General features: G+C 43.4%; 23 protein-coding genes. 13 read left to right on the forward strand and 10 right to left on the reverse strand.

Features of this window, described 5'->3' with window-relative positions; all coding sequences use genetic code 11:
* Nucleotides 1-3: 3 nt before the first annotated feature.
* The 4 genes from IAE16_RS05650 to IAE16_RS05665 form a co-directional block, all read right to left on the reverse strand.
* Nucleotides 4-1,311 carry a nickel-dependent hydrogenase large subunit gene (locus IAE16_RS05650; RefSeq protein ID WP_323699776.1) on the reverse strand — a complete coding sequence of 436 codons (1,308 nt, stop codon included), beginning with the start codon at nucleotides 1,309-1,311 and terminating at the stop codon, nucleotides 4-6.
* Entirely contained in the window at nucleotides 1,301-2,158 is an 858-nt protein-coding gene (locus tag IAE16_RS05655) for an NADH-quinone oxidoreductase subunit B family protein (protein ID WP_323699778.1), read from the reverse strand. Before IAE16_RS05655 ends, IAE16_RS05650 begins: the two co-directional genes overlap by 11 nt.
* Nucleotides 2,155-2,871 (reverse strand): hydrogenase nickel incorporation protein HypB, encoded by a 717-nt coding sequence (gene hypB / locus IAE16_RS05660; protein ID WP_323701635.1) that lies wholly within the window; start codon nucleotides 2,869-2,871, stop codon nucleotides 2,155-2,157. The genes IAE16_RS05655 and hypB overlap by 4 nt, the downstream gene beginning before the upstream one ends.
* 75 nt (nucleotides 2,872-2,946) lie before the next feature.
* Nucleotides 2,947-4,659: a proline--tRNA ligase gene (locus IAE16_RS05665; protein WP_323699779.1), complete on the reverse strand. Its 1,713-nt coding sequence runs from the start codon at nucleotides 4,657-4,659 to the stop codon at nucleotides 2,947-2,949.
* Nucleotides 4,660-4,679: 20 nt separating this feature from the next.
* Here IAE16_RS05665 and flhA point away from each other — a divergent pair, with 20 nt between their 5' ends.
* The 8 genes from flhA to IAE16_RS05705 are packed head-to-tail and all read left to right on the forward strand — an operon-like array spanning nucleotide 4,680 to nucleotide 12,272.
* On the forward strand, nucleotides 4,680-6,719 hold the full coding sequence (flhA, locus tag IAE16_RS05670) for a flagellar biosynthesis protein FlhA (protein WP_323699780.1): 2,040 nt from the start codon (nucleotides 4,680-4,682) through the stop codon (nucleotides 6,717-6,719).
* Nucleotides 6,709-7,815 (forward strand): flagellar biosynthesis protein FlhF, encoded by a 1,107-nt coding sequence (locus IAE16_RS05675; protein WP_323699781.1) that lies wholly within the window; start codon nucleotides 6,709-6,711, stop codon nucleotides 7,813-7,815. Before flhA ends, IAE16_RS05675 begins: the two co-directional genes overlap by 11 nt.
* A complete protein-coding gene (locus IAE16_RS05680) occupies nucleotides 7,815-8,642 on the forward strand; it encodes a MinD/ParA family protein (RefSeq protein ID WP_323699782.1) in 828 nt (275 codons plus the stop codon). Before IAE16_RS05675 ends, IAE16_RS05680 begins: the two co-directional genes overlap by 1 nt.
* A gap of 2 nt (nucleotides 8,643-8,644) precedes the next feature.
* Nucleotides 8,645-9,415 (forward strand): pyrroline-5-carboxylate reductase, encoded by a 771-nt coding sequence (proC, locus tag IAE16_RS05685; RefSeq protein WP_323699783.1) that lies wholly within the window; start codon nucleotides 8,645-8,647, stop codon nucleotides 9,413-9,415.
* Nucleotides 9,376-9,993 (forward strand): peptidoglycan editing factor PgeF, encoded by a 618-nt coding sequence (gene pgeF, locus IAE16_RS05690; protein WP_323699784.1) that lies wholly within the window; start codon nucleotides 9,376-9,378, stop codon nucleotides 9,991-9,993. Before proC ends, pgeF begins: the two co-directional genes overlap by 40 nt.
* Before the next feature lie 30 nt (nucleotides 9,994-10,023).
* Nucleotides 10,024-10,422 (forward strand): hypothetical protein, encoded by a 399-nt coding sequence (locus IAE16_RS05695; RefSeq protein ID WP_323699785.1) that lies wholly within the window; start codon nucleotides 10,024-10,026, stop codon nucleotides 10,420-10,422.
* Nucleotides 10,412-11,065 carry a class I SAM-dependent methyltransferase gene (locus tag IAE16_RS05700; protein ID WP_323699786.1) on the forward strand — a complete coding sequence of 218 codons (654 nt, stop codon included), beginning with the start codon at nucleotides 10,412-10,414 and terminating at the stop codon, nucleotides 11,063-11,065. Before IAE16_RS05695 ends, IAE16_RS05700 begins: the two co-directional genes overlap by 11 nt.
* The gene (locus tag IAE16_RS05705) at nucleotides 10,998-12,272 is read left to right on the forward strand and encodes a ComEC/Rec2 family competence protein (RefSeq protein ID WP_323699787.1); all 1,275 of its coding nucleotides are present in this window, start codon (nucleotides 10,998-11,000) and stop codon (nucleotides 12,270-12,272) included. The genes IAE16_RS05700 and IAE16_RS05705 overlap by 68 nt, the downstream gene beginning before the upstream one ends.
* Here the strand turns inward: IAE16_RS05705 and IAE16_RS05710 are convergent.
* The 4 genes from IAE16_RS05710 to IAE16_RS05725 all read right to left on the reverse strand — a co-directional run bounded on the left by IAE16_RS05710 (nucleotide 12,238) and on the right by IAE16_RS05725 (nucleotide 14,904).
* Nucleotides 12,238-12,648: an HI0074 family nucleotidyltransferase substrate-binding subunit gene (locus tag IAE16_RS05710; protein ID WP_323699788.1), complete on the reverse strand. Its 411-nt coding sequence runs from the start codon at nucleotides 12,646-12,648 to the stop codon at nucleotides 12,238-12,240. The genes IAE16_RS05705 and IAE16_RS05710 overlap by 35 nt on opposite strands.
* Entirely contained in the window at nucleotides 12,636-12,959 is a 324-nt protein-coding gene (locus IAE16_RS05715) for a nucleotidyltransferase family protein (RefSeq protein ID WP_323699789.1), read from the reverse strand. The genes IAE16_RS05710 and IAE16_RS05715 overlap by 13 nt, the downstream gene beginning before the upstream one ends.
* A 44-nt stretch (nucleotides 12,960-13,003) precedes the next feature.
* Nucleotides 13,004-14,281, reverse strand: coding sequence for a putative porin (locus IAE16_RS05720; protein WP_323699790.1), 1,278 nt, complete (start codon nucleotides 14,279-14,281; stop codon nucleotides 13,004-13,006).
* Nucleotides 14,282-14,352: 71 nt separating this feature from the next.
* Nucleotides 14,353-14,904: a DUF29 domain-containing protein gene (locus IAE16_RS05725; protein WP_323699791.1), complete on the reverse strand. Its 552-nt coding sequence runs from the start codon at nucleotides 14,902-14,904 to the stop codon at nucleotides 14,353-14,355.
* 37 nt (nucleotides 14,905-14,941) lie between these two features.
* On the opposite strand from IAE16_RS05725, the gene moaC reads away from it, so the two are divergent.
* From moaC to IAE16_RS05750, 5 genes are read left to right on the forward strand one after another with little or no spacing between them, the layout of a single operon-like run.
* Nucleotides 14,942-15,709, forward strand: coding sequence for a cyclic pyranopterin monophosphate synthase MoaC (gene moaC, locus IAE16_RS05730; RefSeq protein WP_323699792.1), 768 nt, complete (start codon nucleotides 14,942-14,944; stop codon nucleotides 15,707-15,709).
* Nucleotides 15,693-16,706 carry a DNA-processing protein DprA gene (gene dprA / locus IAE16_RS05735; RefSeq protein WP_323699793.1) on the forward strand — a complete coding sequence of 338 codons (1,014 nt, stop codon included), beginning with the start codon at nucleotides 15,693-15,695 and terminating at the stop codon, nucleotides 16,704-16,706. Before moaC ends, dprA begins: the two co-directional genes overlap by 17 nt.
* 49 nt (nucleotides 16,707-16,755) lie before the next feature.
* Nucleotides 16,756-17,616, forward strand: a complete 861-nt coding sequence (locus IAE16_RS05740; protein WP_323699794.1) for a phosphate/phosphite/phosphonate ABC transporter substrate-binding protein — start codon at nucleotides 16,756-16,758, stop codon at nucleotides 17,614-17,616.
* Between the two features lie 28 nt (nucleotides 17,617-17,644).
* Entirely contained in the window at nucleotides 17,645-19,273 is a 1,629-nt protein-coding gene (locus IAE16_RS05745) for a sensor histidine kinase (protein ID WP_323699795.1), read from the forward strand.
* The gene (locus IAE16_RS05750; protein WP_323699796.1) at nucleotides 19,266-20,603 is read left to right on the forward strand and encodes a sigma-54-dependent transcriptional regulator; all 1,338 of its coding nucleotides are present in this window, start codon (nucleotides 19,266-19,268) and stop codon (nucleotides 20,601-20,603) included. Before IAE16_RS05745 ends, IAE16_RS05750 begins: the two co-directional genes overlap by 8 nt.
* On the opposite strand, the gene IAE16_RS05755 is transcribed toward IAE16_RS05750, so the two are convergent.
* Nucleotides 20,589-20,729 (reverse strand): hypothetical protein, encoded by a 141-nt coding sequence (locus tag IAE16_RS05755; protein ID WP_323699797.1) that lies wholly within the window; start codon nucleotides 20,727-20,729, stop codon nucleotides 20,589-20,591. The genes IAE16_RS05750 and IAE16_RS05755 overlap by 15 nt on opposite strands.
* On the reverse strand, nucleotides 20,716-21,111 hold the full coding sequence (locus IAE16_RS05760; RefSeq protein WP_323699798.1) for a hypothetical protein: 396 nt from the start codon (nucleotides 21,109-21,111) through the stop codon (nucleotides 20,716-20,718). The genes IAE16_RS05755 and IAE16_RS05760 overlap by 14 nt, the downstream gene beginning before the upstream one ends.
* Between the last annotated feature and the right edge of the window lie 115 nt (nucleotides 21,112-21,226).

Below are 21,226 nucleotides of genomic sequence, written 5' to 3' on the forward strand. Positions count from 1 at the left end.
ACCTCAGTGGGTTGTGCATACAGAACACAGGTCAAAACTCCTCAGCACCATCTGAGCATGAAGTTTGCTTTTTAAACCAACCATCGCCTTCTCCGCTACACCAAGAAAGTTTTCACACCTTGGACCAAGGTTCCATTGGGAAGGTGTGATTATTGCATAATCTTGTATAGTTCCATTCCTTACGCTAAGCCTGTGTATGAGTGTGCCTCTTGCCGCCTCCACTATGCCGTATCCTATACCTGTAGCCTTTGAGGGGAATCTTCCAAGGCTTGTAGATTTCTCCTGTAGCACTTCCTTTAACCTCTCTATCCAAAGCTCTATGACTTCAACTATACTCCATACTTCAAGAATCCTTGCCAGCACACGCACCGCAAAGGAATCTTTGAACTCTTTGTGCATACTCTTTACCATAAGGTTTCCCGACATAAGCTGTCTTGCGAGGGGTCCTGTCTCAAAGGGCATGCCTCTGTATCTTACAGGCTTAGTTCCCGAATAAGAGGGTGCATTAAGCTCTTCAATCTGGTCAACCTTCAACCTTCCATGCACTACCCTTTTCATAAAGTAGCCACAGGGAGCATAAAGACCGCCACCGCTTATAAGCCTGTCGTAAGAGCTTCCCAAGGTGAGCAAACCTTCCCTATGGCAAAGCTCAAGGAAAAGCCCAGCATCACCATTGAGCTTCTGCCAGCTTCCTTCCTTTAAACACTTGACAAACTCAGCCTCTTCCATGCCTACCACATAGCTTAGGAAAAAGTGCTTCAGCTCAAGAAGTATCTGCCTAAGGGATGTCAGCTCTTTTACAAAGGGTTCTGAGGTTATGCCACCGGGAATGGCGTAGGAAGAGTGGGGCCACTGACCAGAGAATAGAGCTATTCCCTTTGCTATTTTTGAAGCCATGTTTATAGCTATGTGCCATCTTTCACCTCTAAAGGGCTCGTAAAGACCTCTGAGCCTTTCTTCCAAAAGAATAAAGTCAGGCATCATAAACAGGTAAAACCATTTCACGTGGTTCTGTAGAACTTCAAGGCTTTGTGTTATGTTTCTTACGAGCCTTGCCTTCTCCGTTGGCTTTATACCAAGGGCGTCCTCTATTGCTCTAACTGACGCTATAAGATGTGCATGACCGCATATGCCACAGACCCTCGGTGTTATCACAAGGGCATCCATGTAGTGCCTTCCCACAAGAACCCTCTCTATTCCCCTCATGGAGTTGATGCGTATTCTCGCATCCTCTATAAGCCTATCCTTCCAAAAAAGCTCAAGCCTTGCCTCTCCCTCAACCCTTGGAAGTTCTAAGTTTTCAACCTTCACCCTTTAACCTCTCCGGTGCAAACATCTTGGCAATGCCAGAGAGCATTATGTATCCTCTCTTTGAAACTCCTATGGGAAGCTCCGCAGGAATGCCTGCATACTGCTTTGTCTCCCAAAGACCTAACCTTGGAAAGTCATACTCCGTGCACCCAAAGCAGGGTGTCCCCGCCCTTGTCTTTGAGCTAACCTCGTTCCAAAGTATGGTATTGCAAGAGCTGTAGCTAAGTGGCCCTCTACAGCCAAAGTGATAAAAAAGACATCCCCTCTTTGAACCTAGCTCCTCCGCCTCCACCTTCCATTCAAAGTATTCGTTCCTCGTGCATCCCCAGTGGGTAAGAGAAGAATAAAAGACTTTTGGTCTACCCCACTGGTCAAGCTCTGGCTCCATACCCTCCGCAAGCATAAGCATGGTTCCCACTATCCATTCTGGATGTGCTGGACAGCCAGAGAGGTTTATCACCGGCATACCACCTCTTGACTTAAAATCCTTATCCAGCAGTCCCCTTCTTTCCTTAAACCTATAAGAAAGACCACATACAGTCTCATCCGCAAGAGCTGGGATGTTCCCATAAACCGCACAGTTTCCAACCGCTATCACATATTTGGCAATTTTACACAGCTCTCTTGTTTCTACTTCATCGGTTCTCACCGCACCCTCCACTATGAGTATATCAATACCCTCACCGCTCTTTATAAGCTCTTCAACCGTCTCTTCTTGAGCTTTGAGAGAAAGGCTGGGATGATAAAGAAATTCAAACCTCTTAAAGAGAGTGTGAAGGCTTTCATAGTTCAAAAAAGAGTGTGTATTCCCACAACAGGTAAGCCTCTGAAGCCAGAAAACTCTCATACCAAACTTTTTCTAAAGGCTTTTACCTTAAATCGGAGATATTCAAGCCACTCCTCCATACACTCTCCAGTCTTTGCAGATAGCCTTAGGATATCTATGGAAGGGTTTACCCTTCTGGCAGACCTTATGGCTCTTTCTATGCTGAAGTCCACATATGGCAGGAGGTCTGTTTTTGTTATCACCATTAGCTGTGCATTTCTGAACATAACAGGATACTTCTCTGGCTTGTCATCGCCTTCTACTACAGAGAGAAGAACCACGTTCATGTGAGCTCCCACGTCATAGCTGGCAGGGCAGACAAGGTTTCCCACGTTTTCTATAAAGACTATGTCAAGCTCCGCTAAGGGAAGTTTATGTATTCCCTCATGCACCATAAAGGCATCAAGATGGCAAGCAGAGCCCGTGCTTATCTGCACCGCAGGTGCGCCCTTTGCCCTTATCCTCTGGGCGTCTCTGTCCGTTTCCAAATCTCCTTCTATAACTCCTACTCTTAGGTCTGAAAGGGACTCAATAGTCCTTTCAAGTAGTGAGGTTTTTCCCGCACCCGGTGAAGACATAAGGTTTATGGCAAATACACCATGCTCCTCAAAGTGCTCTCTGTTCTCCTCCGCCTGAAGGTCGTTCCTTTCAAGCACCTTTTTGAAAAGGTTTACCTCTTCTCTATGGCTGTGTTCATGCTTATGGTTTATGGAACATCCACACTCTTGACACATGATTTCCTCCTGAATGGTCATTCATTAAATATAGACCTTTAACGGGCTTCGTCAATCACTGTCAAGAGAATCCCTTTATATTTTATCCTTCTGAACCAAATCCCTTACAGTCTCCACAGCCTTGTCTATTTCCACATCCCACCTTTCTCCCGTGTGCCTGCTTTGAACCTCTACTTTTCCTTCTTTTACCTTTCTGCCTACCACTATCCTGTATGGAAATCCGCACAAGTCCGCATCCGCAAACTTAAAGCCTGGGCTTTGGTCTCTATCGTCGTATATGGTTTCTATACCATGTTCCTGTGCCAGCATATATAGGTTTTCCGCCACCGCCTTTTGCTCTTGGTCTTCCATGTTTACGCATATTATGTCAAGCTCAAAGGGTGCAACCGAAATGGGCCACTTTATTCCCTTTTCGTCGTGATACTGCTCCACGATTGCGGATATGCACCTTGAAATGCCTATACCGTAGCAACCCATTATGATGGGTTTTTCTTGTCCTGTAGGGTCTGTGTAGTAGGCTCTCATAGGTTCAGAATACCTTGTCCCAAGAAGGAATATATGTCCCAGCTCAAGACCTTTGCTTACCTTAAGGGAAGAGCCACACTTAGGGCATGGGTCGCCTTCTTCTACCTGACACACATCCACAAACTCTCCATACTGAAAGTCCCTCCCTGGGTTGGCGTTTATGTAATGATAATCTGGCTTATTAAAGGCTATTACCGCGTTCTTTAGTCCGTAGGTAGAGTTGTCCCAGTAGACCTTTATCTGAGGTGGAAGGTTAAAGGGTCCTATAAAGCCCTTGCTGGTTTTCAAAAGATTTTTGACCTCCTTGTCTTCCGCCAGCCTAAAATTCTCCGTTCCCAAAACAGCCTCCACCTTATTCTCATCTATGTTCCTGTCTCCCCTTATAAGGAACATAACTGGCTCTTTTCCATTTACCATATAAAGCACCGCCTTTGTTATCTTCCTTGCAGGCACTCCGAGGAAAGAGGAGAGCTTCTCAATGGTGTCTGTGCTTGGCGTATGGACTTCCTTTAAAGGTAAAGGCTCTTCTTCCTCTTCCTGAGGCTTGGAAAGTCTTACTATTTCTGCGTTTGCACCATAGCCACAGCTTTCACAGTAGGCAACCCTTGCCTCTCCGTAGGGAGTTAGAGCGACAAACTCATGAGAGCTTATGCCACCTATAGTCCCCACGCTTGCTTCCACAAGCAGTGTCTTTAGCCTGAGCTTTTTAAATATCCTATCGTAGGCAAACTTCATGCTTTCATAAGACATCATAGCGGAAAACTCATCTGGGTCAAAGGAGTAGGCATCCTTCATGATAAACTCCCTTCCCCTTATAAGACCAAAGCGAGGTCTTTTTTCATCTCTGAACTTGACCTGTATCTGGTAAAGAACCACAGGGAGTTGCCTGTATGAGTTTACAAAGGACCTAACAAGGTCTGTTATTTCCTCCTCATGGGTTGGTCCAAGGCAGTATTCTCTGCGGTTTCTGTCTTTTAGAGTAAAGAGCTCTCTACCATATAAGTCCCACCTTCCCGTTTCCTTCCAAAGCTCAGCAGGGTTCAATACGGTAAGCAAAACCTCCTGAGCTCCGCTCCTGTCCATTTCCTTGCGAACTATGTTTTCTATCTTTCTTAGAACTCTCACACCGGGTGGAGTAAGCTCATATATGCCCGCAGAGACCTGCTTGATAAAGCCAGCCTTAAGGAGTAGTTTATGCGAGGGTGCTTCCGTGTCCGCAGGGTCTTCTTTGGATGTATACCAGAAGTATTTACTCCAACGCATAGGATTTAAAATTATACTTCATGAGCCTTAGAGAAGGGTGGGTTATTCTTGCTTTTGTGGTTATACTAAGTGCCATAGTCCTGCCCGTGCCTGCCTCTCTTCTTGACATTTTATTGGCTCTTAGTATTACCTTTTCAATGACAGTTCTGGTGCTTACCACTTTTATAAAAGAACCCTTGGAACTTTCCGCCTTTCCCAGCATTTTGCTTATTGGAACGCTTTTGAGGCTTTCTCTCAACATCGCAGCCGCAAGGAGGATACTTCTCTACGGACACGAGGGAACCTCTGCCGCAGGTCATATCATAGAAGGCTTCGGCACTTTCGTGGTAGGTGGTGATGTGGTGGTGGGTCTTATAGTGTTCCTTATATTTATAGTTATAAACTTTATTGTCATAACCAGGGGTGCGGAGAGGGTATCTGAGGTCGCCGCGCGCTTTACCCTTGATGCCATGCCTGGAAAGCAGATGAGCATAGACGCAGACCTCAACGCAGGGCTTATTACAGAGGAGGAAGCTAAAAAAAGAAGGGCTCAGCTTGAGCAAGAGGCGAGCTTCTTTGGTGCTATGGACGGTGCCAGCAAGTTTATAAGGGGAGATGCCATAGCTGCTTTGATAATACTCTTCCTTAGCCTTGTGGGCGGTCTTCTTGTAGGTCTGGTTTTTAAGGGTATGGGTTTCTCCGATGCTATAAGGACATACACCCTTCTTACAGTGGGTGAGGGGCTTGCCAGCCAAATACCTGCCTTAATGCTTTCCACCTCTGCGGGCATTGTGGTGACCAAATCCTCTTCAAAGGAGGAGCTTGGGAGGGTGCTTTTCAAGGAGTTTTCAAAGGAGCCAAGGGTTTTTCTCTTTTCCTCCGCCTTGTTGGTCTTCATAGGTCTCATCCCCGGCTTTCCCAAACTTCCCTTTTTCTTCATGGCAGGTCTGCTCGGAGGACTATACTATGCTCTAAGCAGGGCACTTAAGGAAGAAGAGCTTAAGAAACTTGAAGAGCTACTCAAAGAGCAGAAAAAACCACCTACGGAGAAGAGAGAAGAGGAGATGATCACTCAACCAGAAACCATAGCCCTTGAAATAGGTTATGGACTTATTCCCTATGTAGATGAATCTCAAGGGGGCGATGTGCCAGAGAGGATAAAGACTATAAGAAGACAGCTTGCAAGTGAATATGGCGTTGTTATACCTCTTGTGCATATAAGGGATAACCTAAGACTTAGACCTCACCAGTATCGCATACTCATAAGGGGTATAGAGGTGGACTCTTATGAAATAGTGCCAGGGCACTGGCTTGCCATAGACTTGGGTAATGCCAGAGAGCCACTTCAAGGTATAGAGACCAAAGACCCATCCTTTAAGCTAAAAGCCTATTGGATAAGGGAAGACCAAAAGGAAAAGGCACAAAAGCTGGGCTATATGGTGGTGGACATATCCACGGTTATGATAACTCACATAAGCGAGACTATAAAGAAAAACTTGCATGAAATACTCGGAAGGGCGGAGGTTCTTGAGCTTGTGGAAAACCTCTCAAAGAAGTATCCAAAGGCAGTGCAGGGGCTCGTGCCTGATGTGGTGCCAGTTTCCGTGCTTCATAGGGTGCTTCAAAACCTTCTCAGGGAGGGCATACCCATCAATGACCTTCTTACCATCCTTGAAACCCTTGCGGACTACATAGAGCAAACAAGAGACCCAGACCTTCTTACAGAGTATGTTCGTCAAAGGCTTGCCAAGAGAATAACAAGACTTTATTCCACAGATGGCACTCTGTATGCCATGATACTGTCTCCAAAGTTAGAAACAAAGCTCACCGCCTTGGTGCAGGAGGGTAAGGAGGAGGAATTTTTAGACCTTCTTATAAATGGACTCTATCCAAAGCTCTCTCAGGAGGTCACAAAGTTTACCCAGTATCAGGCTATGCCTCTTCTCATAACCTCAAGCTCTGTAAGAAGACATATAAGAAAGGTCCTTGAAAACTACATGCCAAACCTCATTGTGCTGTCTTATAATGAACTTGATAGGCAGTTAAACCTAAAGGTCATAGGTGTCATAGATGAAAATTAAAAAGTTGGTGGTGGACTCTCTTCAGGAGGCGGTGGAGGAAGTAAGAAGCCTATATGGTTCAGAGGCGGTGATACTATCCACAAGGGTTATAAAGCAAAGGTTATTGCCCTTTTTACCCTTCCCTCAAAGGTCAAAACTTGAGATAACGGTTGGCATACCAGACAAAGAGGACTTTGGAGAGGAGCTTAAGAGAGAAGAAACCCTATACCAGGAGATAAACAGACTAAAGGAAAACCTAAAAGAGGTTATGGAGCTTGTTAAAAGACAGAAGGTGGAAAAGGAGGAGATAAAAAGGGATGACCTTGAGGGAGAATATTCCCTCAGAGCCTTATACCTAATGAATAAGCTCATAAACAGAGGAGTTTCAAGGGATGTGGCACAGAAGATAGTAGAATCCGCATGCGGATATGACTTTGAACTAAAAAGGCTTGACCTAAAGGGAGAAAACCTTGAGTCTCTCATAGAAGGCTTTAGCAAGAATTTAAGGCTTGTGGAGAGCTTTCCAGAAGAAGGCTTTAACGTGGTCGCCCTTTTGGGTCCAACGGGTGTGGGTAAAACCACCACAATAGCTAAGTTGGCGTATAACCTAAAGCAAAAAGGTAAAAGGGTTGGACTAATAACCATAGACAGCTACAGGACGGGTGCGGTTCAACAGCTTCAAACCTATGCCAACATAATGGAGCTTCCCTTTAGAACTGCGGACACACCTTATAGACTTAGGGAATGCATAGGCGAGCTTTCCTCTTTGGATGTGGTGCTTGTAGATACCGGTGGAAGAAGTCAGTATAATGAGGTCAAGCTAAAGGAGCTCGCATCCTTCTTTACAAAGCTTCCAGCACTTAAGGCATACATAACCCTAAGTGCCAACACAGAAGAAAGGGTTCAGTATGAGATAATACAGAGCTTTAGCGTGGTAGAGCCTTTTGGTCTCATATTTACCAAATTGGACGAGACCAACTACTTTGGGACTTTAGTTAATGTTGCCTACAGAACCCAGATACCTATCCTATGCCTTACAATTGGTCAAAGGGTTCCCGAGGATATGGTTATGGCAAGCTACGAATACTTGGCTAAGATATTCTTAGAGGTGCAGTAATGGAGGCTCAGGCTCTTCATCTTATGAGAGTGGAAGGTAAGGAGAAAAAAACGGGATACATTGCGGTGGCAAGCGGAAAGGGTGGTGTTGGTAAAACGCTGATAACCATAAATATGGGAAGGATAATAGGGAGGAATGGCAAAAGGGTGTTAATAGTTGACGGAGACCTTGGGCTTAGCAATGTGCACATAATGCTTGGGATAACTCCAGCAAAGAATTTGTATCACTTCTTCATGGGTGAAGCGTCCCTTGAAGAGGTAGTAGTCCCTGTAGAAGAAAACCTTTACTTTATCTCCAGCGGTAGTGGAATCAGAGAGCTTGTCAACCTGCCACCTGCACAGCTCAGAAACCTCATATACAAACTACAAGAATACGCAGAGAAAAACTATGAGTGGGTGATATTTGACACACCACCCGGCATACATTCAGACACCACGGCCCTCGTTTCCTCTTCCCACATACCTGTAATAATAACCACCCCAGAACCTACCGCTATAGCGGACGCCTACGGGCTCATAAAGGTGCTAAACCAAGAGGAGAAAGTAAAGGAGTTTTATGTGCTTGTGAATAAGGTAAGTAGCAATGAGGAGAGCCTTAGGGTTTACGAGAGCATAAGGGTAGTGTGTGAAAAGTTCACATCCGCAGAGACAAGATACCTTGGAGGTATAAGATACAACCCTAAAATGATAAGAAACATAGTAAACCAAAATCCCTTCAACGAAGACTTAACAAAGGACCTCACAAAGGCATTGCTTAAACTACCTCTTGATATAAAGCCTTACGCTCCAAGTTTCTGGGAGAGACTACTATCAAAACTGAGGAGATAGGCATGGTGCTGGGAATTATAGGCTATGGTAATATGGGAGAGAGCTTTGCTAAGGCTCTAAAAGGTCATGTGGAGGTGCTTGTATACGATGTGAGCGAGGAGAAAAGGTCAAAGGCACTTTCTGAAGGTTTTGGGGTTGCTTCTGACCTTGAGTTTCTTCTAAAGAACTCCAATTGGCTTTTGGTGGCGGTAAAGCCAAAGGATGTGGAAAGGCTCTTAGAGAGTCTTAGAGGAAAACTTGACCAAAGGATTCTCATAAGTCTTGTGGCTGGGCTTTCTCTTGAGAGGATAAGGGAGCTTTCTGGAACTTCAAGGGTCATAAGGCTTATGCCAAACATAAACGCTCTTGTAGGAAAGGCGGTCATAGCCTTTGTTTGTGGTGAGGCTATAGAAGAAGGTGAAAGGGAAAAGTTCATATCTCTTTTTTCTCACTGTGGAAGTCTTTATGAGCTTGAGGAAAGCCTTTTTGACGCCTTTACCGCTCTTGCAGGTTCTGGTCCTGCCTTTGTCTTTAGCTTTATTCACGCCCTTTCTCTTGCTGGCGTGCTTGAGGGATTTCCCTACGAGAAGGCAAAGGCTATAGCCATAGACATGGTGCTTGGCTCTTGTGAGCTACTCAAAAGGCTTGGTGGAAACCCAGAGGAGTGGATAACAAGGGTTGCCTCTCCGGGTGGGACAACCATAGAAGGTATAAAGGTGCTTGAAGAAAGAGGCTTTAAGGGCATAATAATGGAATGCGTGCAAAAAACCTCAGAGAAGGCAAAGAAGCTCTAATATTTGCTTTACAAAAAGGAAGGGCAAGGCTTGCCATAAAAAGGTGGCAAGAGGACAAGGATGTGCTAACTCTTAAGCAAGTGCATTCTGCGAGGGTCTATCTGCTCTCAGAGGTAGTTGAAGGTTTGGAGGGAGATGGCATAATAACCCAAACCCCTGGGTTAAAGATAGGTATTAGGACTGCGGACTGCGTGCCTGTTGCCTTTCTTGGAGAAAAAACTGTGGCGGTGGTGCATGCAGGCTGGAGAGGTCTAAGGGAAGGCATAATAGAAAAAACCCTTGAAATACTCTCAAGCCTTGAAAGACTTGAAAACTTCCTCGCCTTTGTGGGACCCTCTGCGAGAGCCTGCTGTTATGAGGTGGGTGAAGAGTTCAAAAATTACTTTGTGAGCCTACATTACAAAAAGGGAAGGCACTACATGGACACCCAGTCAGAGACCATCCTAAGGCTAAAAAAAGGCGGAATAGGGCAGGTTTTCCAGTATGGCGTATGCACCATATGCCACCATAGCTTACCTTCATACAGAAGAGATAAAACGCAAGAGAGAATTTTAACCCTTGCGGAACTTGTTGCCTAAGAAGAGAAAAGGTTTAGAATATTCTATGGTATGGACTATATACTTGAAAGAAAAATCAGAGAGCGTGCACCTGCATACTTTGGAAGGTATTTTAGAAGGGTAGAGGCGGTCCCTATAGAGGAGTGGTCAGAGAAATTGGAAGATGCTCTGGATGGTGGGCTCATAAGTGAGGAAGAAAGGAAAGACACACTAAACCTTGATGCATTAATAAGGGTGAAGTCTGAAGATGGTAGAAACCTTCTTCTTGCAGTGGAAGTATCCCACACACTTGAGGACAAGGATGCGGATAGGGCTCTTAGAAGGGCTAATGTTATCGCAAGGGTATATGGCATAGAGACCATTCCTGTGGTAATTGGAGCATATGTTCCAGAAGGCTTGCAGGACAGACATCCAAAGGTGCTTGTAGTTCAGGTCTCAGATGATAACTAAAAAAACCGTAGGAGAGGTCTTTTCCTCTGTAAGCAAGAAATATGACTTTTTCCTAAACCTCATAACCTTCAGAAGAATAGACCATTGGCAAAGAGACCTGTTGAATATGCTAAGTCCAGAGGGCAACAGGCTTGATGTTGGCACTGGCACGGGCGAAGTTCTTTTAAAGTCTCAAAACAAGGGCATGAGGGTAGGAATGGACCTATCCCTTGAGATGCTAAAGCTGGCAAAGTCCAAGTGTAAGGTTTGTAAGTTTGTGGTAGCGGACGCAGAGAATATGCCTTTTAAAGACTCTTCCTTTGGCTCTATAACTCTATCCCTCGTATACAGGCATCTTTTAGATAGAAAAGCCTTTTTAAGAGAAGCCTACAGGATTTTGGAAAAGCACGGACAAATTGCTATGCTTGACATAAACCGCTTTAGTTTAACGCCTATTCTTATATTCCTCATGAAGTATCCACTAAAACCCTTGGGACTTCTCCTCTTTGGCAGAGAAAAGTGGGACTTTTTTATCCACTCTTTGGAGAACTCCTTGAGCATTGAGGAAGTGAAAAAGGAGTTTGAGGAGGAGGGCTTTGAGGTTTTGGAAGTCCAGAAAAGGCTTTTTGGACTTGTCTACCTTATCCTTTCCAGAAAGAGGTGAGCTTTTACAGTTTTTGCTTTTTCTTTTCCTTTTAGCCTTTAGCCTTTGGAGGTTAGAGAGGGAAAACAGGTATCTTTGGTTTGAGGATGAGGGTATTGTTTGGCTAAGGCTTGAGGGAGTGCCAATAGAAACAGACAGGGGCTTGAGGTTTAGGGCAAAGGTAGTGGGTGGAGACCTTCCAGACATATACGGTAGGACTGCCTTTGTAAACATATACGGTCTCAAAGACCTTCCAACAGAGTCCTTTAGCCTTTATGGAAAGGTTAGGGCAGAAGGCTCAAGGCTTTTTATTAGCGGTAGCTATAGGGATATAGAGGATTTACTTTCCGAAAAGACTTTGAGAAAATCCTATATAAACCGTGTTCAAGAGAGAATACAAGACCCGCAAGTGAGAGCCTTTGTGCTTACATACCTTCTTGGCGAAGCCCGTGAGAGCCTTCCTCAAGACCTTCAGTATTACTTTACCAAAACGGGTCTTATTCACCTTCTTGTAATATCTGGCTTTCATGCGGGAATGGTTTTTCTCCTTCTTAGGTATCTCCTACCCTATCCTTACGGTTTGCTTTTGGGTGTTGTGGGTGTGAGCCTTTATGTGCTTTTGCTTGTTCCTAAGGAAGCTCCAGTTCTTAGGGCATGGCTTATGCTTTCGCTTTGGGTCTTAGTGAGGCTTTCTGAAGGTAGACCAAACTCTCTTGGCATACTGCTCTTTTCTGGTTCTCTCTTGCTTTTGTATAGACCTGAGTTTTCCCAGTCCTTTTCCTTCTGGCTTTCCTTCTTTGCGGTCCTATACATAATTCTTGGTCTTAGGCTTTTGCCTTCAGAAGGCTCATGGGTATACAGAAACTTGGGACTACCCTTTGGAGTTTCTCTTTTTGCCTTTCTTGGAGTGTCTCCTCTATTGCTTTCCTTTACCCATACAAGTCTTGGCAGTGTGCTTTTTAGTCCCCTTGTGGGCTATATGCTACTTCCCTTTACCGCCTACGGAGTTTTGGAGCTTATCACCTTCTTTAGCCTTCCCACCCTTCCTTTGGAGCTCATGGGTAAGGCTGTCATACAGGTAGTGGAACTTCTTTCAGTTTTTGACTTGAGGGTAGGTTTTGACCTGTCTGTAGGAAGCTCCTTTGCAATAAGCACTCTTGGAGCTTTTCTGCTATACCTTTTATCCCTTGTGCCTACCTCCTCAAGGCATAAAGCACCTTCTCCATAAGGCTATAGGCTACCTCTAACTCTCTAAATATTTCTTCCGCAAGCTCTTCATCGTAGGTGTGTGCGGTTAAGTTTCTCAAGTCCACAAGCCTCAAAAGCCCTATTCCTTCCTCTTCTGAAAAAGCCTCTCCAGACATGCCTAAATATTCTCTTAGGCACATCCTTGGCGAATTGCACACAACACCATGAACCTCATAAAGGTAAACCTTCACACACTTCCAAAGAAGCTCATAGGTAAACTCAAACCTTTGAATTGCGGAATCTCTAAAAAACTCATACAGCTCTGAACATTCTTCTTCCTTTGCCTTCAAAAGGGCACTTTTGAACCTTTTCATAGCCTTCTCAAAAGCCTCAAGAGTGTCTCTTAGCCTACCCATAGAACCGCCTCTTTGAGAATCTTTTCTCTAAAGTCTTTGTTTACCTTTGAAAGCTCCACAAGGTCTACCTTGTATGGAAGCCAAGACTCTTCCAGAAGTTCTGATATATAGGTAAGGTCTTTGGAGAGGTCTTCTTGACTTTCAAAGGCGAGGTCTACGTCAGAGAACGCTCTGTTGTCTTTTCTTGCCCTTGAGCCAAAGAGGTATACTTTGACCCTTCTGTCTTTGAAATACTCCCTTAAGAAACTTCTTAGCTCCTCAAGGTTTTTGAACTTGTTTGGAAGTGCATACACAGACCAATTATAAAACAAAAAAGCCCCGCACAAGGCGGGACTAAGAGGAAGTTTTTACACCCTTAGAACTGCACTTGGAAGGCGAGGGTTACGTCGGTGTAGTCTTTTTGTTTTACTGTTACATTATTAGCACTGGACTTATAGTTAGGCACATCTACCCTATCTACTGCAAGCTGTATCATAGCATCTTGACCCTTGAGGAAGTAGTTAAAGCCTACACCCCACCTCTTGTATTTATCTTTGCTTATTTGCCTGGTTACACTCGTGTCTGGGTCAGTGTAGCTTCTAGGTGTTGCATATTTGTGCTCCGCATAGTCATACCTTAGGGCAATACCTGGCTTTCCTATACCAACCACTTGGTCATATATGGCACCTACTTGGATGTAGTAGCCTTTCCTATCATCTTTGTATATGTTGCTACCTATTTGATAAACATTTACATCCTTAACATCAAAGTATGCCGCTTCCCAGTTGGCTATGAAGTCGCCAAACTTCTGCTCGTGCTTTGCGTCAACGGTCCATGCCTTTGTGGTAAAGGACAAAGTTGGTGTGCCAGGTGAAATTGGCTGAGATGTTCCACAGAATATTGAAGCAGAGGGACTGCTTATACTAGTGTATGTTGTGCTTGAAGCTGAAGCTGGGCTACATTTCTGAGTAGCATAACCTACACCAAAAGATAGAACATTCTGCCTGCCAAGGCGGGTATCCCTTAAACCATAACCCTTTTCACCCTTGAAGCCGAGCATTGTAGGAGTAAACTGAAGTCTTACAGTATACATAAGGTTATCCTTACCCCACCTATTAGTGCCGTTGTTGTATTGACCGTCAAACACGCCTATGTAGTATTTGATCATTGCATCAGCTATATCACCCCATACAGTAAGACCTGCGTTCCTGTATGTGGTTGGACCCTGCAGTGGTGCATCTACTGCTAGACCACCATAGAAGTATCCTGTAGGCACCAAGTAGGTATAGCTGTCTGTTAGCGCTGCCCTTGAGAAGGGTGTCCTATAGAGACCTGCTTGGATACGAAGCTCATCCATAAACTTGAGACCTATACCTGCATCTGTTGCATTTGCACTTGTGGGTGTAAAATCCATGTTGGAGAAGAAATACATATACTTACCCACATTTCCGTTGGCGTAAAGCCTTACATTTCGCAGTCTAAAGTCTGTGGCACTCTTGTTTCCGCTGGTTCTCTCGCCCAAGTATTGTCCCCAGATTTGGGCTTTGAAGCCCATGTTTCCTTGGACATCCTCGGAGACTTTAAAGCTTATGGCTTGGGCTGGCAATACGCTTGCACCCATCAGGGCTGCTACTGCAAGTAGGCTCTTCCTCATGTTGGTACCCTCCTTAAAAGGTTTTGATAACTACATAATAGCAGATAAAACTCCTCTTGTCAAGCCTTTTTTTACTTTTGCACTTCTGCAGAGGGCTCTTTTAACAAGGCTTGCTCATTTGCAAAATTTCCAATCTCTTTCCTTAGGTCTCTTGTCATGGCTTCCTCGTATGTGTAAGGACACTCTTCTGGAATTGCAGAGATAAGCTCCTCTTTGCCTACATCCTTTAGCCAGAGCTTTAGTTCATCAACCGCATCTTGCCATGCAAGTTTTAGATATTCGGGTAGCTTTGCCCTAAGGCTTGGATGCCTCCTGAAGAGTTTGTTTATCTCTACCCTTGCCCTTTCTATGCTTTTTATCCATCCAAGCCCTCCATGTTCCTCTCCCGCTCTTGTATATTTCCTCAAGTTATCCCACTTATAAAGATGCTCTAAGATAACTGCCAAGTGGCTTATACCAGAGTCCAAATGCCTTCTTCCCATATCCCATATCTCCTCCAGCAGGTTTTCCCAATCCACAAGCTCGTAAGCCTTCTCCTTTAAAAGCTCGTAGTTTATCTCCGCCCAAAGTGGAAAGTCCTTGTGATAAAGTTCTTTAAGCTCTTTCTTGCTTATGGTCTTCATGATTTTAAATATAGGCTTTTGCTTTATAGTTTTTAGTATGAAAACCGTAGATGTTAGCACAAAGCCTGAGACCCTTAGGAGTGCCAGTGCCTACGGCAGGATAAGACTAAAAAAAGATACGGTGCAGGCAATAAGAGAGGGTAGAGTGCCAAAGGGAGATGTGCTTTCCGCATGCAGGCTTGCAGGCATTATGGCTTCAAAGAAAACTCCAGAGCTTCTGCCCTTTTGCCATCCTGTGAGCTTGGAGCATGTGGAGATAAAGGCACAGCTTGGAGAGGACTATTTAGAGGTTTTTTCCTATGTTAAAGGCATAAACAAAACAGGCTACGAGATGGAAGCCTTAACAGCGGTAAGCGTAGCCCTACTTACCGTTTACGATATGTGTAAGGGCATGGACGATAGCATGCTTATAGAGGAGATAAGGCTTTTGGAAAAGACTGGTGGAAAGTCCCAGTGGTCAAAGACCTTAGAAGGAATAAAAGTAAAGGTTCTCTCCGAGTGTGGTTTGAAAGAGTTTATAGAGGGTAAACTTCTCAGTCTTGGTGCGGAGCTTAGTGAGGAAGGGTTTGAGCTTCTTGTGTCCACTCAAAGCCTGTCCTTTTCTGAGGTGTGGCAGGTCTCCTCTGTGATAAACCAAAAGCTCTTTAGCCTTTTGCCAGAGGCTCTAAAAAGAGGTGTAAGGGTGGGTCTTTGCAACGGAAGGCTTTGCATAGAGCTTGAGGAAGACAAGGCTATTATCTCTGCCTTCTTTGAAAGTTTTGGAGGACTTATAGGAAATTGGTTAAGGGATGGAAAGGCTGTATAACTGGCTTTTGCTAAAGGCTATAAAGGGTCTTGGTGAGGTTTCTATAAAAAGGCTTTGGCTAAGGTTTGGAAAGGCAGATAGCATCCTCTCTGGAAGCTACGAAGATATAAGAGAGCTTTTAGGCGAGGAGAAAACAAGGGCTTTTTTCAAAAAAGAGCTTTCCTTTGACCCAGAGGAGGTCATAAGGCTGGTAGAAAGAGAAAAGATTCAATGGCTGACCCTTGAAGACCAAGAATACCCAGCACTTCTAAAAGAAATAGATGACCCGCCACCTGTGCTTTTCCTCACAGGAGCTTTGAAAAACACATCCCTTATTGCAATAGTTGGCACAAGGAAGCCAGACACACAAAGCCTCTGGTTTATCAGTAAGTTAGTAAGAGAGTTGGTGCAAAGAGGATATGGAGTAAGCTCTGGCGGTGCCATAGGATGCGACTATCATAGCCACAGAGAGTGCCTACAGGCAGGTGGCTTTAGTGTTTGCTTTCTTGGTATGGGTATTTTGAATATTCCTCATTATCTCCAAAAGCTAAGAGGAGAAAACATGGTCTTTGTGTCTGAGTTTTTACCCGATGCACCCCCAGAGGAGTTTACCTTCCCAAGAAGAAACAGGCTAATAAGTGCTATATCCAAGGCGGTGGTAGTGGCAGAGGCAGGACAAAAGAGCGGAGCACTCATAACTGCGGACTATGCGGTAAAACAGAAAAAGCCCCTTTGGGTATACATAGGAAACTCTGCAAGCCAAAGGTGGCTCGGATGTGTAAACCTCGTAAACAGTGGAAAAGCCAAGATAATACACAGCCCCCTTGACCTCTTTGAAAGCATACCCAACGCAAACATCCAGAAAGACCCTCTCCTTGACCTTCTGTCCACTCCGAAGACCTTTGATGAGCTACTTTTGCTTACAGGATTTGGATATTCTGAGCTAAGTGTAAAACTCTCAAACCTTGAAGTGCAGGGAAAGGTTGCTCGGCAAGGAAACTTTTATATGGCTTTGTAAAAGTTGAAACCACCATTGGTTAACCTTCAAAAGCGTATACTAATATAATATGAAACTGCTTTTAGCGGTAAGTTTATATGTTCTTGTTTTATTACCTGTTCTCCCAGCTTACACACAGGAGATAAAAGTTGGCTTTACCGCGGTGATAACAAGAGAAGATGCGGAAAGTATATATTCCTTCTTAGACTATATCTCGAAAAAGACAGGACTTGCACTAAAGCCTGTTTTTGCTAAGTCTTACGATGAAATGGACTATTTTTTATCAATAGGCAAGGTTGATATTGCATACATATGTGGAGGTCCTTATGTGGAGGGTAGAGAAAGATATGGTTATAAGATACTCGCTGTTCCTCTTAACCATGAGGGAAAGCCATATTACTATTCCTTAGTTATAACGCGAAAGGAGAAGCCCTACAAAAGCATCTTAGACTTTAAAGGAAAGCCTTACGCCTTTTCAGACCCGAAGTCCAATTCAGGCTCCCTCGTTCCTACCTATATACTTTTAAAGAAGGGATTAAAGGCTGACGAGTTTTTTAGACCTGTGGTTTATACATATTCCCATTACGAGTCCATATTGGCTGTGTATAAGGGATTCGTAGAGGGTGCAAGTGTGGACAGCCTTGTTTACGAACAGGCAATAAGACTTGACAAAAGACTGGAAAGGGAGATTAAGGTGGTGGAAAAGTATGGACCCTTTCCAATAACACCCTTTGTATACAGAAGAGGTTTAGACAACCTAACAGTTGAGAGGATTAAAGATGCATTGCTTAAAATGAAGGAAGACGAAGAAGGTAGAAGGATACTGAATGTATTGGGCATATCTGGGTTTAGGACAGTAAGAGATGAGTTTTACAAGCCAATAGAAGAGATGCTTGATTATGTGAAAAGAAATGTCACCTCTAATAAGTAAAATCTTAAGATTAAGCATAGGCTTTAAATTGTCTATAACTTTTCTTGCAGTTATACTGTGCGTCTCTCTGCCGTTGTCTTATCTGATAATAAAATATTCAGAAGACCTCTTAAGAAAGCAAATAGAAGAAAGTATTTTAAAGAGCGTTGAAGCGGAGGAAGGAAACCTTAGAACAGCTATCATTAACGGAGATTACTGGCAGATCTTCAAACGGGTGGAGGCTTGGTCAAATTTTAAGGGTATAGAGTATGTTGCCATTCTTGACCCTCAAGGTTTTGTTTTGGCACATTCAAAACCGCAAAGTTTTCCCATATATACTTACTATTTCCCACAGGAGGGAGAAGTCAGTGTTGACATAAAGGGTTTTAATAGAATTATAGGAAGGGTGGTCTTCAAAGTAGATAACAAATATGTAGAAAACTCTCTTAAGCCTGTAAAGTTGTTTTCCGCAGGCTTTACCTCCCTTTTTGCCACGTTCGGTTTTATGTTAGGACTTTCAATATCTTTAAGGATATACGGAAGGCTTAAACGCATATTAAAGATGGCAACAGATGCAGAAAAGGGAAAGGTCTATCCTGTGTCCTTTATTGAAAAGGATGAAATTCAAGAATTTGCAAACCACTTATATCAAAGCTTTAAAAACATAGAGAGGCTTTTGGAAAACGCAAGGTTTGAAGGAAGTTTCTTTTCCAACCTTATAAACTCCCTTGGCGAAATGATTTTTGTTTTGGATACAGAAGGTAGAATAATTTTTGCAAACAGTGTTATAAGCCATTTTCATTATAGATATAAAGACCTTATAGGGAGACGGTTTATTATCTTAGTCTGTGACCCGAAGGTGCGTTCAAAGCTAAGAAGTGCTATGGCTTTAAGAGAAAGCGTAATACTTGACTGCTACTTTAGAGGCAGAAGTAGAAAGGTTAATGTTCTTCTAAACTTCATGTGGAAAGGAGAGTTTTACCTTGCCACTATGAGAGATATAAGTGAGCTAAAGGAGATGGAGAAAAGGGTTAGGCTCATGGAAAACCTTAGCCTTCTTGGAGAGATGAGTGTGGGACTCGCCCATGAACTAAAGAACGCCCTCTTGCCCATAAGACTTTTGGCGGATGTGGAAGAATGGGATGAGGAAGATATTAATGTAGTAAAACAGTCTTTAGTGAGGGTGGATAGAGTTCTTATAAACATGCTTAACTTTGCAAGGCAGGATAAGGAAGTAAAATCGCAATTTTCTGTTGGAGAACTTGTAAGAGGTATATACAATCTCTTTGAGCCTCTGCTTAAGGAAAAAGGTATAAATTTTATAATAGACATTCAAGAGGATATAAGCCTTTTTATGGAGAGAGGATACTTGGAGCTTATACTTGTGAACTTACTTAAAAACGCAGTAGATGCAGTTAAAGTGGGTGGAAATGTGGGTTTAGAGACCAAAGTCAAAGGGAACATGTTAGTTTTTTGTGTGTGGGATGATGGTCCAGGCATAGATGAGGATTTGAAGAATAAAGTATTCGAACCCTTCTTTACCACAAAAAAGGGAGGAACTGGACTTGGTCTTTCTATAGCTTTGAGATACACTTACATGCTAAAGGGATACCTTACCTTTGAATCTAAAAAAGGTTATGGAACAAGGTTTTATCTGGAGGTTCCCCTCAATGGGTAAGGTTTTGGTGGTTGATGATGAGAGGCTTGTTTTACATGCAATAAAAAAGGTGCTCTCTAAGGAAGGCTTTGATGTGTTGACCTTTTTAAGTCCTGAAGGTTTGGAAGAGCATATTGCTGAAGCGGAGCTTCTCATAATGGATATTAGACTTTTGAACAAAAACGGCGTGGAAGTGGTAGAAGGGCTTAGAGCCAAAGGGCATAACATACCAGTGGTTTTTATAACCGCTTACACTGACCCCGATATGATAGTCAAGGCTTCAAGGCTTGGAGCCCTTGATGTGCTTAAAAAGCCCTTTGGTGTCGAAGAGTTGCTGAGGGTTATAAAAGGTGTTACCGCACAAAAGCCCACTATAAAGACTGTTCTTTTGGAGTCCAAAAGTGTGGTATGTGCATCAAAGGAGATGTTTGAAGTTCTTAAACAAGCTGGTGTTGCGAGCGGATGCGATCTCAATGTGCTTATAACGGGCGAAACTGGCGTCGGTAAAGAAATAGTAGCAAGGCTTATACATGCAAACTCCGCAAGGGGAAAGAAGCCCTTTGTTGCTTTAAATTGCAGTGCCATACCAAAGGAGCTTTTTGAAGCAGAGCTTTTTGGATATGCAAAGGGAGCTTTTACAGGTGCGGTTTCAGATAGGAAAGGTAAAGTGGAGCAAGCTGAGGGTGGAACTCTATTCTTGGATGAAGTAGGTGAGCTGCCTTATGGTAAGCAAGCAAAGCTGTTGAGGTTTATAGAGGAGAAGAGCTTCTACCCTTTGGGTTCAAGCAAAGAACTACACGCGGATGTTAGGATTATATGTGCTACCAACAGAAATATAAAAGAACTTGTTCAGAAACAAGAATTTAGAGAAGACCTCTTTTATAGAATATCCCAGATACACATACATATCCCTCCTCTAAGAGAAAGGAAAGAGGATATACCTCCCCTTGTAGAACATTTTATTAGCCTTGCCAATAAAGAGCTTGGCACAAATGTGCAAGGTGCGGACAATTCATTTATAGAAAGAGCTATTAACTATCCATGGCCTGGGAATGTGAGAGAGCTGAAAAATATAGTTTTCAGAGCATGTATAAAGAAAAGATACGGAGTGCTTACAGAAATAGACCTTGAGCTTAAAGAATTAGAGAAAGGTAAAAAAGAGAACCTTGACCTTATTATAGAAAATTGCTTACAAGGAACCTCTGAGGAAGAGCTCGCAAATTTCCTTGAAAGAATAGAGCTTATAGTCATAAATAAGCTTCTTGAAAAGTTTGAAGGGAACAAAAGCAAAGTAGCTCGGATACTTGGAATATCCAGAAACACGCTAACATCTAAGCTAAAAGGAAAATAACGGTAGTGTTTCAAACTCACGAATAAAGCAGTCCAAATAAAACTCTTGCACCGGCTTCTTTGGCACTATAAAGCCTTCTTGCCTCAGAAAAATCCTAATCTTTGAAACCACTTCAAGCTCGTCCATCTCTAAACCTCCTTTGTAAGACTATCAAGCCTATGGCAAGCAACACCAGAGGTAAAAGCCATAAATAACCATCTCCTTTGGCTGGCGGTATCTGGTCAATGAAGGTTATAAGCTCGTCCACATCCTTAGAATATATTTTCCCTTCTATCAGAGCCATTTCGGGAACATACTTAGATGGATATAGAAAAAATTCGTAAGGGTCAACCTTATACTTTCTTTCTATATAAGCAACGAAGCCTCCTTCCTTCTTGGCTTTATAGGCTATCTCAGAAAGGTCAGGTGCGGAGCGTCCCTGTTTAAGATTTAAAGTTTTTACCGAGTGACAGCTTGAGCAAACCTGGTAATAAACTTCTGGCACTTTAATCAAGGGTAAAACCTCCATCTGCATACTGTCCAGTATCCCATTTCAGGCTTCGGCATGCCTTTTTCTTAGCCTTTTCATTCCCAAAAGGCTTGTGCTCTACTCTCCTTTCAAAACTACCACAAAAGATAATGAA

It is taken from the genome of Hydrogenobacter sp. T-2, assembly GCF_033971325.1.
Classification (GTDB): Bacteria; Aquificota; Aquificia; order Aquificales; family Aquificaceae; genus Pampinifervens; species Pampinifervens diazotrophicum.